The 12,026-nt window shown below is 68.1% G+C and carries 12 protein-coding genes; 6 read left to right on the top strand and 6 right to left on the bottom strand.

The features are described 5' to 3' along the window. The first annotated feature begins 120 nt into the window (after positions 1–120). On the top strand, positions 121–1,137 hold the full coding sequence (locus tag ASC95_RS13100; protein WP_057298119.1) for an RNA polymerase subunit sigma-70: 1,017 nt from the start codon (positions 121–123) through the stop codon (positions 1,135–1,137). Here ASC95_RS13100 and ASC95_RS13095 read toward each other — a convergent pair. The 3 genes from ASC95_RS13095 to ASC95_RS13085 all read right to left on the bottom strand — a co-directional run bounded on the left by ASC95_RS13095 (position 1,130) and on the right by ASC95_RS13085 (position 4,393). Further along, positions 1,130–2,176, bottom strand: coding sequence for a hypothetical protein (locus tag ASC95_RS13095; protein WP_057298118.1), 1,047 nt, complete (start codon positions 2,174–2,176; stop codon positions 1,130–1,132). The two genes, ASC95_RS13100 and ASC95_RS13095, sit on opposite strands and share 8 nt — an antisense overlap. A 153-nt stretch (positions 2,177–2,329) precedes the next feature. Next, positions 2,330–3,643: a Xaa-Pro dipeptidase gene (gene pepQ / locus ASC95_RS13090; RefSeq protein WP_057298117.1), complete on the bottom strand. Its 1,314-nt coding sequence runs from the start codon at positions 3,641–3,643 to the stop codon at positions 2,330–2,332. A 180-nt stretch (positions 3,644–3,823) separates the two neighbouring features. Next, positions 3,824–4,393, bottom strand: a complete 570-nt coding sequence (locus tag ASC95_RS13085; protein WP_057298116.1) for a 5-formyltetrahydrofolate cyclo-ligase — start codon at positions 4,391–4,393, stop codon at positions 3,824–3,826. Positions 4,394–4,492: 99 nt separating this feature from the next. Here ASC95_RS13085 and ASC95_RS13080 point away from each other — a divergent pair, with 99 nt between their 5' ends. Both ASC95_RS13080 and ASC95_RS13075 read left to right on the top strand, forming a co-directional pair. Then, positions 4,493–5,620, top strand: a complete 1,128-nt coding sequence (locus ASC95_RS13080; protein ID WP_057298115.1) for a sterol desaturase family protein — start codon at positions 4,493–4,495, stop codon at positions 5,618–5,620. 6 nt (positions 5,621–5,626) lie between these two features. Beyond that, complete coding sequence (locus ASC95_RS13075; RefSeq protein ID WP_082567749.1) at positions 5,627–6,211, top strand: TfoX/Sxy family protein; 585 nt, start codon at positions 5,627–5,629, stop codon at positions 6,209–6,211. Here ASC95_RS13075 and ASC95_RS13070 read toward each other — a convergent pair. Continuing rightward, positions 6,164–6,457 carry a DUF2917 domain-containing protein gene (locus ASC95_RS13070; protein ID WP_057298114.1) on the bottom strand — a complete coding sequence of 98 codons (294 nt, stop codon included), beginning with the start codon at positions 6,455–6,457 and terminating at the stop codon, positions 6,164–6,166. The two genes, ASC95_RS13075 and ASC95_RS13070, sit on opposite strands and share 48 nt — an antisense overlap. Positions 6,458–6,805: 348 nt before the next feature. Here ASC95_RS13070 and ASC95_RS13065 point away from each other — a divergent pair, with 348 nt between their 5' ends. Further along, positions 6,806–7,756: a LysR substrate-binding domain-containing protein gene (locus ASC95_RS13065; RefSeq protein WP_057298113.1), complete on the top strand. Its 951-nt coding sequence runs from the start codon at positions 6,806–6,808 to the stop codon at positions 7,754–7,756. 5 nt (positions 7,757–7,761) lie between these two features. Here ASC95_RS13065 and ASC95_RS13060 read toward each other — a convergent pair whose 3' ends face one another. Next, complete coding sequence (locus ASC95_RS13060; RefSeq protein ID WP_057298112.1) at positions 7,762–8,901, bottom strand: sensor histidine kinase KdpD; 1,140 nt, start codon at positions 8,899–8,901, stop codon at positions 7,762–7,764. Between the two features lie 154 nt (positions 8,902–9,055). Between ASC95_RS13060 and ASC95_RS13055 the strand changes: the two genes are divergently transcribed. Beyond that, on the top strand, positions 9,056–9,685 hold the full coding sequence (locus ASC95_RS13055; RefSeq protein WP_057298111.1) for a LysE family translocator: 630 nt from the start codon (positions 9,056–9,058) through the stop codon (positions 9,683–9,685). A gap of 10 nt (positions 9,686–9,695) precedes the next feature. On the opposite strand, the gene ASC95_RS13050 is transcribed toward ASC95_RS13055, so the two are convergent. Next, positions 9,696–10,238: a 5-formyltetrahydrofolate cyclo-ligase gene (locus ASC95_RS13050; protein WP_057298110.1), complete on the bottom strand. Its 543-nt coding sequence runs from the start codon at positions 10,236–10,238 to the stop codon at positions 9,696–9,698. A 123-nt stretch (positions 10,239–10,361) separates the two neighbouring features. On the opposite strand from ASC95_RS13050, the gene ASC95_RS13045 reads away from it, so the two are divergent. After that, complete coding sequence (locus ASC95_RS13045; RefSeq protein WP_057298109.1) at positions 10,362–11,999, top strand: triacylglycerol lipase; 1,638 nt, start codon at positions 10,362–10,364, stop codon at positions 11,997–11,999. Positions 12,000–12,026 lie beyond the last annotated feature (27 nt).

Below are 12,026 nucleotides of genomic sequence, written 5' to 3'. Positions count from 1 at the left end.
AGCCGTCAACGCTGTAGACCCCGGGAGGTCGACAAACAGGGCGCTCGGGCACCGCCCAGTTCAGGGGCCGGCCGGTGTCTACACGCGGTGAAGACAATCCACCGACGAAGCGAGGCAGGCATGGACGGCGTGAATCTGGACTGGATCGACAAGGCGCGGGCTGGCGACGGCGACGCCTTCCGCAAGGCGCTCGCGCCCTACCGGCGCGAGCTGCAGCTGCATTGCTACCGCATGCTCGGTAACTTTCAGGATGCCGAGGATGCGCTGCAGGACACGCTGCTGTCCGCCTGGCAGGGCCTGCCCGGCTTCGAAGGTCGGGCGTCGCTGCGCACCTGGCTTTACCAGGTGGCCACCCATCGCTGCCTGAACCTGCGCCGCACCGCCGGCCGGCGACCCGCCAAGGCCTGGGATGTGCCCCACATCGAACCACCCGAGCCCACGCGGCTGGGCGAGGTGGTCTGGCTGGAGCCCTACCCCGACGAGTTGCTGGACGGCGCCTTCGACGTCGCGCCGGGCCCGCACGCCGTCTACGAGCGCAGCGAATCCATCTCGCTGGCCTTCGTCACCGGCCTGCAACTGCTGCCGCCGCGGCAACTGGCCGTGCTCATCCTGCGCGACGTGCTCGGCTTCAGTGCCAGCGAGGTGGCAGGCATGCTGGACACGACGCTGGAGTCGGTGACCAGCGCGCTGAAGCGGGCGCGCGCCGGCCTGCAGCGGCGCTCGCTGGTTGCCGGGCACGCCGCGCCGCCTGCGCGCGAGTCTCCCGCCGAAAACGCGTTGGCCACGAAATTCACCCAAGCCTACGAGACCGGCAACCTAGACGCGCTGGTGGCCCTGCTGACGGACGACGTGTTCGTCTCCATGCCGCCGATGCCGCTGGAGTACCAGGGCCTGGAGGCCGCCACGCGCTTCTTTGCCAGCATCTTCGGCGCGGGCCGCCGCTTCACGCTGCTGCCCACACGCGCCAACGGCCAGCCGGCCTTCGGCGCCTATGTGCTCGCGCCCAACGGCATCCGCCATGGCGCCGGCCTGTTCGTGATGACGCTGGCAGGCGATCGCATCTGCGCGCTGACGCGTTTCGAGAGCAGCGTGCTGCCCTGGTTCGACCTGCCGCGGTCGCTGCCGCCGACTACTTAGGCCGCGGCGGGGGCAGCCGCCGCAGCGACGACTTATGCAGCCGGTCGCTGGCATCGAACAGGCTGACGAGTTCGAGCTGCACCGGCCCGGCCGGCGTCTTCAGGTCGTGCAGATGACGCTGCAGGCGCCGCCCTGACTCGAAGCGCGTGTCATCGCTTGCCGCGCCGAGGCGCTGCGCGACCTCGGCGGGCGTCAGGCCCGGCGTGAGCCCCAGCGCCGCCTGCGCCCAGTCATCCTTGAGCGCCTGCACGGCCGGGTCCGGCGGCGTGGGTGGATCGTCCATGGCCTCGAAGACGACGCGCGTGTCGTCCGGCCAGCTCGCGTCACCCATGGGCAGGCGGAACATGCGCTCGCGCAGCGAATAGCCCCAGTCGTATTTCGGCCCGCCGTCGTCGCGCAGGCCGTGCAGCAGGCGCTCGCTGAGCGTCAGACGCCGCTCGCCGTGCACCAGCGTTACCGCGAAGATGGGCGTGTCGGCGAAATTGCTCGGGCTCCAGTCGCGGTCCCAGCAGTCGTCGATGGCGAAGGAGAACAGGCCGCCGAAGAAGTCGGTGCCGCGCGCAACGCCGCTGCCGAACGCGACGCGGCATTGCAGCCGCAGGTCGCCCAGGCGCCGCTCGCCCTCGGGCACACCGGGCGTGCGGATGTCGGGCCGCCAGGTCACGCGGCCATCGGCCAGGCGGCTGCGGATCTCGACGCGCTCGTCCAGTTGTCGCCATGCGGGGTCAACGACGAAGCGGTCTTCGGCGTCAAGGACGAGCGGCCGCCGGCCCGCCGGCGTCAGCAGGCCAAGCTCCAGGCTGGGCGCCGCGTCGGCCTGGGTGCGGGCATAGACCTTGAACTTCAACGCCGCCGCCGGCGCCAACGCGTGGAACTTCTCGAACAGCGACTCGGCCTTGAAAAGCTGGCCCAGCGTCTTCTTCTCGCGCGCGATGGCGGCTTCGCCCTGCACCTCGACGCGGCCGAGTTGCGCCTCGGGCGACGGCGCGCTGGCGGGCAGCGCCAGCGCGCCGGCCAGCAAGTTCGCGACCGGGTTCATGTCAGTTTGCGGGCCGAGCGCCGGGCCGCTCCCTAGCCGGCCCGCGCCGGCGATGTGCTTGCGGCTCAATGCCGCAAGCGTCGCCGTCCCCTCGGGGGACCGACCAGGCTCGCTCGCGTTCAGCGACGCGAGGATGGGCGAGGGGCAAACGCATCAGGCGAACGCGTCCCGTGTCAGGTTCTCGGGTGCCTCGCCGGCGGCGCGGCAGGCCACGTCGTCCTCGATGCGGATGCCACCGTAGCGCGACAGCCGGTCCACCACATCCCAGTCGACCTGGGCGGCATGGGGAGAGGCCCGCAGTCCGCGCAGCAACGTCGGTATGAAGTACAGGCCCGGCTCGATGGTGACCACCATGCCGGCCTGCAGCGGCCGCGTCAGGCGCAGGTAGCGGTGGCCCTCCGGCTTGTCCGCCACGCCGCCATCCTCGCTGGCCATGAAGCCGCCGACGTCATGCACCAGCAGGCCCAGCAGATGGCCGATGCCATGCGGGAAGAAGGGCTTGGTGACGCCTTCGGCCACCATGGCCTCGTCACTCATGCCGTTGACGATGCCGGCCTCGCGCAGCACGCGGGCGATGCGGCGGTGGGTGCTGAGGTGGATGTTGCGGTAGTCGACGCCCTCGCGCACCTCGTCGACGAGGCCGAGCTGCTCGCGCTCCATGGCCGCGATCAAGGCGGCGAACTCGTCGTGGCCGGGGGCGGCCCAGGTGCGGGTGATGTCGCTGGCATAACCATTCACCTGCGCGCCGGCGTCGATGAGGAAGCTGCGCGACTCGGCCGGCGGGCTCTCGTCCTGGTACTGGTAGTGCAGCACCGCGGCGTGCTCGTTGAGGCCGACGATGTTGGAGTAAGGCAGGTCGCGGTCGGTGTGGCCGGTGGCGACGAGATAGGCGCGGTGGATCGCGGCCTCGCTCTCGCCGCGCAGGAAGGCAGCACGGGCGGCGTTGTGGCCGGGCACGGCGCGGCGCTGGGCGGCGCGCATCTGCTCGAGTTCATAGGGGCTCTTCACGCCGCGGGCCCAGTGCAGCAGGTTCAGCAGGGCCTCGGGGTTGTTGGGGGTGAGCCCCGGCAGTGCCGCATCCGCCTCGCCGAGGATAGCGGTGCGCGGCGTGATGCAGTCAGCCAGCGCGGCGGCCGCTTCTTCCGGTTCGCGGATGACGACGAGTTCCACCGCATCCACCCATTCGCCGCTCGGCGCGCTGGGCGGCACATGCCAGTAGTCGTCGGGCTGGTAGTAGACGACGCGCGGCTTCTTGCCCGGGCGCACAGCCAGCCAGGAATGCGGGTGGTTGGTGAGCGGCAGCCAGTGCTTGAAATGCGGGTTGGCCTGGAAGAGGTAGGGCCGGTCGTCGAGGAAGGCGTATTTCTCGATGCCGGAGGCGATGAGCAGGGTGTCATGGCCGGTGCGCTCGAGCGCGGACTCCGCGTGGCGTTGCAGGGTGGCGAGGTGGTCGAGGTAGAGGCTCATGCGGGGTCCTGGGTGTCGCTTGTGGCGATACGGTGGATTTTGATTGTCCGGCAGGTGGGCGGTTACGGTGCTCGCTCTGCGTGCCTTTGCGGAGAGCCCGTCCGCTCGGTGCATTGCCGGGAGTCCGTCCCGGCAATGCACCGAGTCCAACGCTCCCTACGCTAAAGCAACCAATCCACCTCACCCCTCCCGATCCCACACCACCCCCTCCTCCGTCAACATCGCATCCAACGCCACATCCAGCTGACTCGGCTTCAACAACGGCAAAAAGCCATGCGCATAGCCGATCCCGACAGCCGCCGGCCTCGGATCCATCTCCGCCAGCGTCTTGTCCATGAAACCGCCGCCATAGCCGAGCCGCAGACCGGCAGGCCCGAACCCCAGGCAGGGCACCAGCATCAGCTGCGGCTTGAATTCCTCGGTGTCCTTGGGCTTGGGGATGTGGAAGGCGTCTTCCTCCATCGGGCAGCCGGGGTACCAGACATGAAAGCGCAGCGTGCCGTGCACCTTGTCCACCACCGGCAGGCCGATGCGGCGATGGGGGTGGGTCTCACCCCATCGGTAAAGGGTGGGCAGGGGGTCGAACTCACCCTTGATGGGCCAGTAGGCACCGATGGTGGTCTCGCGCCGGCGCAGCAGCCAGACGCTCAGCACCTCCTGCAGCTCGGCGGCCAGGTCCAGGCGGTTGGGCAGGGCCAGCCGTTGTTCGATCAGCTTGTGCCGGATGGCGGCGCGGTCGTTGGCGTCCAAGAGCGTGGCTTTCTTCCGGACCTGTGAATCTGGCCATTGTGGGCCAAGCGCCGACCTAGCTAGAGTCCCGACCCAACGGAAACGCAGGGAGAACCACCAGTGCTGAACAAGCTCAACCAGCTCAGCGAATCAAGCGGGGCGCTCAAGCCGGGCCGCGGCATGATCAGCGGCGTCATCGCGCTCACGCTGGCCATCCTGTGCTTCCTCGGCGTGCTGGCCTTCCACTTCCCCGAATACCTGACGACGCCGCAGTTGCGCCAGTCCTACGACGTCGATGTGATCCGGCGCCTGCTGTACTGGGCCTTGGTGCTGTCCGGCGGGCTGGCGCTGTTCAACATCGTGTTCAGCCGCATGCGCTGGCTGGCGCTGTGGACCTTCGTGCTGCTCGGCCTGGCGCTGGCCCTGGGCGGGCACAAGGTCGAGGTGGACCCCAACTTCCCCGACCACACGCCCTATGTCGGCCTGGACTGGTTCATCCTCGACCTGCTGGGTTCGACGCTGATCTTCGTCTTCATCGAGAAGCTGTTCGCGCTGCGCCGCGACCAGCCGGTGTTCCGCCCCGAGTGGCAGACGGATTTCCACCACTTCATCGTCAACCACCTGGCCGTGGGCTTCGTGATGCTGGCCACCAATCTCCTGGTGCACAAGTTCTTCGGCTGGGCGGCCAAGGACGGCATCCAAGGCTGGGTGCAGGGCCTGCCCTTCCCCGTCGCCCTCTTCCTCATCGTCCTGGTGGCCGACCTGGTGCAGTACTGGACGCACCGCGCCTATCACGAGGTGCCGACGCTGTGGCGCCTGCACGCGGTGCATCACAGCGTGAAGAGCATGGACTGGCTGGCCGGCTCGCGCCAGCACATCCTGGAGCTCATCATCACGCGCACCCTGGTGCTGGCACCCATCTTCGTGCTGGGCTTCAGCAAGGAAGTCATCGACGCCTACATCGTCGTCGTCGGCTTCCAGGCCGTGTTCAACCATGCCAACGTCAGCGTGCGGCTGGGGCCGCTGCGCTACCTGATCGTGACGCCCAACTTCCACCACTGGCACCACTCGCAGGACCAGGAGGCGCTGGACAAGAACTACGCGGCTCACTTCGCCTTTCTTGACCACCTGTTCGGCACCGCTGTGCAGTCGGATCGCAAATGGCCGGAGCACTACGGCGTGTTGGGTGACTACGTGCCGGACGGCTTCCTGCGCCAGCTGCACTTCCCGTTCACCTGGAAAGGCTGACCACGCATGGACGGCTTCATTGAGCTCTGCATCGAGCTGCTGCAGCCCTTGGGCCCGGTGCGGCCGCGCCGCATGTTCGGCGGCCATGGCATCTACGTCGACGGCCTGTTCATGGCCCTGGTCATCGCCAACCAGCTCTATCTGAAGACCGACGACGTGTCGCGCGAGCGCTTCGTCGCGGCCGGCTGCGAGCCCTTCAGCTACGGCACAAAGAACGGCGAGCGCCAGGTGATGAGCTACTACCAGCCGCCCGAGGAGGCGCTGGAGTCGCCTGCGCTGATGCTGCCGTGGGCGCGGCTGGCGCTCGAGGCGGCTTTGCGTGCCGCCAACGCCAAGGCCGCGAACCCCGTGGCGAAGAAGAAATCAGCAGCCGTCGCGAAGCGGGCGGCCAAACCGGGTGTTTCTGAATCAGCCGCCAGCGCGAAGCCGGCGGCCAGGCCCGCTCTTTCTGRATCAGCCGCCAGCGCGAAGCCGGCGGCCAGGCCCGCTCTTTCTGGATCAGCCGCCAGCGCGAAGCCGGCGGCCAGGCCCGCTCTTTCTGGATCAGCCGCCAAAAAACCGGCGGCCAAGAAAACCACGGCTCGCGGCTGAGGTGGGCGGCACCAGCAGCTCAAAGTCGGCCGCGGGCCAGCCTTCCAGCACGGCGGTCTGGCCCGGCGCGAGGGCCACGGCCTCGCCGGCTTCCAGCCACTTGTCTTCGGCCGGCTCGTCGGGGGTGCCCGAAAGTGTCAGCCAGACGCGGCCACGGGCCACCGCCAGGCGGCGAGACTCGGCGCCACCGGCCAAGGTCATGGCCCGGCCACCGTCCAAATGCCAAACAGATTGCGCGTCGCTCATGATGAGACTCCTGGGTTGATGTCAGGGATTCTGCTTATTTCACCCAAGGCGGTCCAATGACTCCGCGGCGCGGATTGATACCATTCGCGCATGAATCACAGAGGACTGCCGGCACGGCATAAGCCGGCGCGTTGCCACTCAAAAGTCCGCGAGCCGGGTTGGAGTCCAAGAAGGGGCAGCTACCCTGTGGACCGGACACAGGCGCGCGAACTTTTGAGTGCCAACCCTTCGGGAGAAGGCCTGCGCGGGCGCATGGCGTTGTTGCGCGCCCTGGCCGGGCCAGCAGCCCGACCAAGGCACGCTGTCTAGCCCTGCGCCCGCGCAGACCCTCTCGCACCGACTTCTGCCATGCCGACAGCCCCCATCCGCCAGAGACCGTTGTCCGTCGGCCCGCTGCGCGCTTTTGAAGCCGTCGCCCGGTTGCTGTCCTTCCGCGCAGCGGCCGAGGAACTGAGCCTGACGCAGTCCGCCATCAGCCGCCAGATCCAGTCGCTGGAGGAGGAGATCGGCTGCGTGCTCTTCCTGCGCGGCACGCGCAAGGTCGAGCTGTCCAGCGACGGCGCCGTGCTGCTGCCCACCGCCGTGGCCGTGCTCTCAAGGCTGGATCAGACTGTGCGCCAGATCCGCCGTTCGCGCGGCCGGCGCGTCGTCAACGTCAGCACCTTTGCGTCCTTCGCATCGCTGTGGCTGATCCCGCGCATGGAGGCCTTCCAGCGCGAGCATGCCGACATCGACATCCGCGTGTCGGCCTATGACCGCAAGGTCGACCTGGAGGACGGTGAAAGCGACCTGGCGCTGCGCTACGACGACCGCCCGTCGGTGCCGGCGGACGCCGAGCAGCTCTTCGAGGAACTGCTGTCGCCCACCGTCAGCCCCTGGTACCTGCAGAACCCACCCGCGCCACTGAAGCGCGCCGCCGACCTCGCCGGCCATGCGCTGGCCGAGGAAGACGACCCCCGCCCCAGCGCCGAATACCTGAGCTGGCGGCGCTGGCTGACCGAACAGGGCGAGCACGACCTGCAGCCGCGCCGCTGGCTGTACCTGAACTTCACCTACCAGCAGGTACAGGCCGCGCTGACCGGCCAGGGCGTGGCGCTGGCCCGCCTGCCCCTGGTGCACGAGCACCTGACGCGCGGCGAACTCGTCGAGCCCTTCGGCAAAGGCGGGCGGCTGGGCAGCCCCTTCAGCTACTGGATGATGCTGGGCCCGAACGCAGCGCGCCGGCCTGAGGTGCAGCAGTTTGCGGACTGGGTGCGCGAACAGGCCGCCATCACGCGGGCGCAGGTCGCCGGCGTATAGGACTCTCAGGCCTGCGTTCGCGGCAGGCAGACGCTGAAGGTCGTTCCGGCCTCGTCGGTGGAGTCGACCTCCACCGAGCCGCCGTGCAGCGTGGCGATCTCGCGCGCCACATACAGGCCCAAGCCCAGGCTGTTGCCCTGCCCGGCCGGATGATCGTTGGACGACGCGCCGGGCAACTGCACCAAAGGCTCGAAGATGCTGCGCCATTGGCTGCGTGCAATGGTCGGCCCGCGATTGTTCACGTCCACGCGGACCGTCTGCCCGTCCGCCGAGGCCCGCACGCGCACGGGTTCGCCGGCGGCGCCGTACTTGGCGGCGTTGACGAGCAGGTTGGTGAACAGCTGGTGCAGCCGCACGCTGTCGAACAGGCCGGCGAGCGGACCTTCGGTCACCAGCTCGAAGCGCGTGTCCGGGAATGTCGATTGAGCGTCCTCCATCGCCGCCCGGCACACCTCGCCCACGTCTGCTGCCGCCAGGTTCATGGGCATGCCGCCGCCCAGTTCGGTGCGCGTGTAGCCGATCAGGTCGTTGACCAGCTTGGACATGACGAGGGCGCTGCGGCGGATGCGCGCGCCGACCTTCAGGATCTCGTCCGGCGCCAGGGCGGGCCGCGCCAGGACCTGGCCCGACATCATCACAGTGGCCAGCGGCGCGCGCAGGTCATGCCCGAGGATGGCCAGGAACAGCTCGCGCGTCTGGTCGGAACGCGCCGAGTAGGTGACGATGGACTCGGCCAGCGCCTGGTCGATCGCTTCGTTGAAGCGGATCATCTGGCGGATGGTCTCCTCGCACATCGTGTTCACGCGAGGCAGCCAGAGCCGCAGCACCGTGGCCCTCAAGGCGCGGAACTCGGCGCTGAGGTGCAGCAGCGTGAAGTTGCTCTTGTGGCGCTGCGTGCCGTGGATGGAAGCGGCGCTGATCTGGTTGCCGTCGTCGTCTGCGTTGCCCCGCGATTTCTCGTACTGCTCCCTTTTGCTTTGATGGCTGTCGATGTCCATGGCAATCGACTTGAGGATGGCTTCGGCGTGGTCGCGAAGCTGCAGCAACGTCATTTCTTCCGCGGCGGGGTCGAGCGTGCGCGCGAACGAGACCCATTCGGCCATGATCTCGTCCATGTGCTCGCCGATAAACAGGTGCAGATCCATCCGGGCTCCAGTTCGTACGCGGCAGGCATGCCTGCCGGTGCCGCACCGGTGCAAGGCAGCGAAATGGACGTTCTCCGCGGCCCGCATTGTCTCCCCGTGACGGCAGGCGTACCGGCACACTTCGGGGTCCCTACCAAAACAGAGGCCCCTCAGCATGCTGCCCACCGGCACCGCCCTTTATGCCTTCCTGTTCGCCACCCTGGTGCTTGCGCTGACACCCGGCCCCGGCGTCGTCTTCATCGTCGCGCGCACGCTGGCGCAAGGGCGCACGGCCGGCCTGGCGTCGGTTGCCGGCGTGGCCTTGGGCAATCTGACCAATGCAATCGGCGCCTCCATCGGTTTGGCGGCGCTGTTCGCCGCCTCGTCGCTGGCCTTCACCGTCGTGCGCTGGGCAGGCGCCGCCTATCTCGTCTACCTCGGCATCCAGGCGCTGCGCCAACCAAACGCGGCGCCTGACGGTGCGCCGTCGGTACCTGCCGAGCCGCGCAGGCTCTTCCGCGACGGCTTCTTCGTCGCGCTGCTGAATCCCAAGACGACGTTGTTCTTCGCCGCCTTCATTCCGCAGTTCCTGCATCCCGAGGGCTCGCAGGCCGCGCAGGCCCTGACGCTCAGCATCCTGTTCGTCGCGGTGGCGGCAGTGACGGACAGCCTTTATGCGCTGCTGGCCGGCTGGATGAAGCCGCTGCTGCGCGGCGCGGGCGGCAGCGGGCGCTATGTGTCGGCGCTGGTGTACTTCGCGCTCGGCCTGTACGCAGCCTTCGGCGGCTCCAAGCAGAAAGCCTGAGCCTCGCGCCTCAGTCGGGCGCGGTGAGCTCGCGCTCGGTCAGGATCAGCGTCAGCGCACGGTCATGCGCTTCGACAGGGAAATGGGTTTCGGCGGCGGACCAGGCCAGGCCGATGGTCGTCACGCCCGGGTGTTCGGCCAGCCAGCGGTCGAAATAGCCGCCGCCATAGCCCAGGCGAAAGCCCTCTCGCGTGAAGCCCACGCAAGGCACCAGCACGACGTCGGGCACGACGACCGCACCGGTAGCGGTCGCGATGCCGCACTCATCCTGCGTCGTTGTCGCACCGCCGTCCCAGCGGCGGTAGACCATCTCGGCCGGCTCGCGCCGCGCAAAAGGCAAGGCCCGCGACCAGGGCAAGGCGCCGGGATCGAACTCGCCTGGCAGCGGCCAGTAGACGCCGACCAGTTCCGGCTCCAGCTGATCCAGCAGCTCTCGCAGCGCAGCGCCGATCGCGGCCTGGGCCGTCTGAAAGGCCGGGCTGGCTGCAAAGTCGCGGCGAGCAGCCAGCAGCTCGCGGCGCAGGGTTGGGCGGTCGGGGTGGGCAGTACTCATCGGCCTATTAAAACCCAGGGTTCCGGTCGCTCCTCAGCCCTGAGGATGCGGGCCAGGGGCTGGATGGCCCGCAGGAGCTGGCCGGCGCTATGGTCGCCGTTGTCTCCACCCGGTGCTGCCGCCATGCCCACGTCCGACGCTCCCTTCCACCCCATCATCTACGTGCGCGGCTATGCAATGTCGCGCGGCGAGATCGACGAGACCACGGCCGACCCCTTCTGCGGCTTCAACCTGGGCTCGACGATGTACCGCGCCGTGCCGAACAAGACCGACAGGCCACGCAAATACGTGTTCGAGTCCCCTGTCGTGCGGCTGGCCTCGGAGTACCAGTACAAGGACGTCTACGAGGACGGCTACGACATCGTCGACCCGGAGTGGGAGGCCGACTCCCTGGGCAAGCCGACCGACAACAAGCTGGGCAACCGCTGCATCGTCATCTACCGCTACTACGACGCCGCCTCCTCCTATCTGGGCAGCGGCAAGACGCCGGAGATCGAGGACTTCGCCAGGGGGCTGTCCAAGCTGGTGGCCCGGGTGCGCGACCTGGTCTGCAAGAACCCCGACAACAAGATCAAGCCGGCCGACTTCCGCTGCTATCTCGTCGCCCACTCCATGGGCGGCCTGGTCTGCCGCGCCTTCCTGCAGAACGTGGCGCTGGACACCGAGAAGGTCGCCAAGCATGTCGACAAGTTCTTCACCTATGCGACGCCCCACAACGGCATCGACGTGCTGGGCCAGAACATCCCTTCCTGGCTGAGCGTCAACGACATCTCCAACTTCGACCGCGACAAGCGCATGCCGGCCTACCTTGACCTGGCCGCGGCCGCCAAGAAGCACAAGCGCGCTGACCTCATTCCCGAAGCCCGCTTCCCGTCGCGGCGCGTGTTCACGCTGGTGGGCAGCAACCGGCTGGACTATGAGGCCGCGGCCGGCATGTCGCGCAGTTTCGTCGGCCATGGCAGCGACGGCCTGGTCAAGATAGAGAACGCGACGCTGTGCGGCCTGGACGCCAAGGGCAACATCACCGAGCAATGCGCCAAGGCCTTCGTCTACCGCGCCCACTCGGGCTATTTCGGCATCGTCAACAGCGAGGAGGGTTTCCAGAACTTGTCCCGCTTCCTGTTCGGCGACGTGCGCGTGGACCTGTGGCTGGAGATCGAGGACATCCGCCTGCCCGACAAGGTGCAGGAGGAGGCCGACGCCGGCCGCGCCGTCAATGCCCTCTACCAGATCGAGGTGCAGGCTTCGCCGCGCGGCAAGCTCTGGTACCTGACCCGGCGCACGTCGGAAGAAGACTCCGTCGCCTGCGTGGCCCAGGCCGATTGGAAGAAAAACGCCAGCCTCTATCTCAGCAGCGTCTTCCTCGCCAACCGGGCCAAGATCAATCCGCGCCGCAAGTCGCTTGCCTATGGCATGACGCTGGGCGTGCGCGTGCCCGACTACGAAATAGAGAAGCGCCTGTGGCTCAACGAGCACTTCGAGGGCGGCTATCTGTTCCGCAATGCGCTGATCCTGGAGATGGTGGCGCCGGCCAACGAGGGCGAGGCGTGGAAGGTCAAGTACGCCTGGCAGGATGCCGGCGTGTCCATGGCCGACACCGATATCGCGGCCAAGCAGCTCAAGTCGGGCCGCATCGAGGTCAGCGTGCCTTTTGACAGCAGTGCCGTCGCCACCAACGGCAAGATGAAGCCTACCAACCCCGGTATCCGCGGCCGGCTGCGCTTCGAGATTGAGGGCTGGAACCTGGACGCGGCGGACTGAGTCGCTTTAGCGCTGGCGGCGGCGCCA

The sequence above is a fragment of the Pelomonas sp. Root1217 genome, assembly GCF_001425705.1.
Classification (GTDB): Bacteria; Pseudomonadota; Gammaproteobacteria; order Burkholderiales; family Burkholderiaceae_C; genus Pelomonas.
The sequence above is the reverse complement of the archived record's forward strand: the minus strand, read 5'-3'. Positions and strand labels throughout refer to the sequence as shown.

Coding starts and splice junctions, on each gene's coding strand:
- ASC95_RS13100 (WP_057298119.1), top strand. CDS start 121: ATGGACGGCGTGAATCTGGACTGGATCGACAAGGCGCGGGCTGGCGAC.
- ASC95_RS13095 (WP_057298118.1), bottom strand. CDS start 2,176: ATGAACCCGGTCGCGAACTTGCTGGCCGGCGCGCTGGCGCTGCCCGCC.
- pepQ (WP_057298117.1), bottom strand. CDS start 3,643: ATGAGCCTCTACCTCGACCACCTCGCCACCCTGCAACGCCACGCGGAG.
- ASC95_RS13070 (WP_057298114.1), bottom strand. CDS start 6,457: ATGAGCGACGCGCAATCTGTTTGGCATTTGGACGGTGGCCGGGCCATG.
- ASC95_RS13065 (WP_057298113.1), top strand. CDS start 6,806: ATGCCGACAGCCCCCATCCGCCAGAGACCGTTGTCCGTCGGCCCGCTG.
- ASC95_RS13060 (WP_057298112.1), bottom strand. CDS start 8,901: ATGGATCTGCACCTGTTTATCGGCGAGCACATGGACGAGATCATGGCC.
- ASC95_RS13055 (WP_057298111.1), top strand. CDS start 9,056: ATGCTGCCCACCGGCACCGCCCTTTATGCCTTCCTGTTCGCCACCCTG.
- ASC95_RS13050 (WP_057298110.1), bottom strand. CDS start 10,238: ATGAGTACTGCCCACCCCGACCGCCCAACCCTGCGCCGCGAGCTGCTG.
- ASC95_RS13045 (WP_057298109.1), top strand. CDS start 10,362: ATGCCCACGTCCGACGCTCCCTTCCACCCCATCATCTACGTGCGCGGC.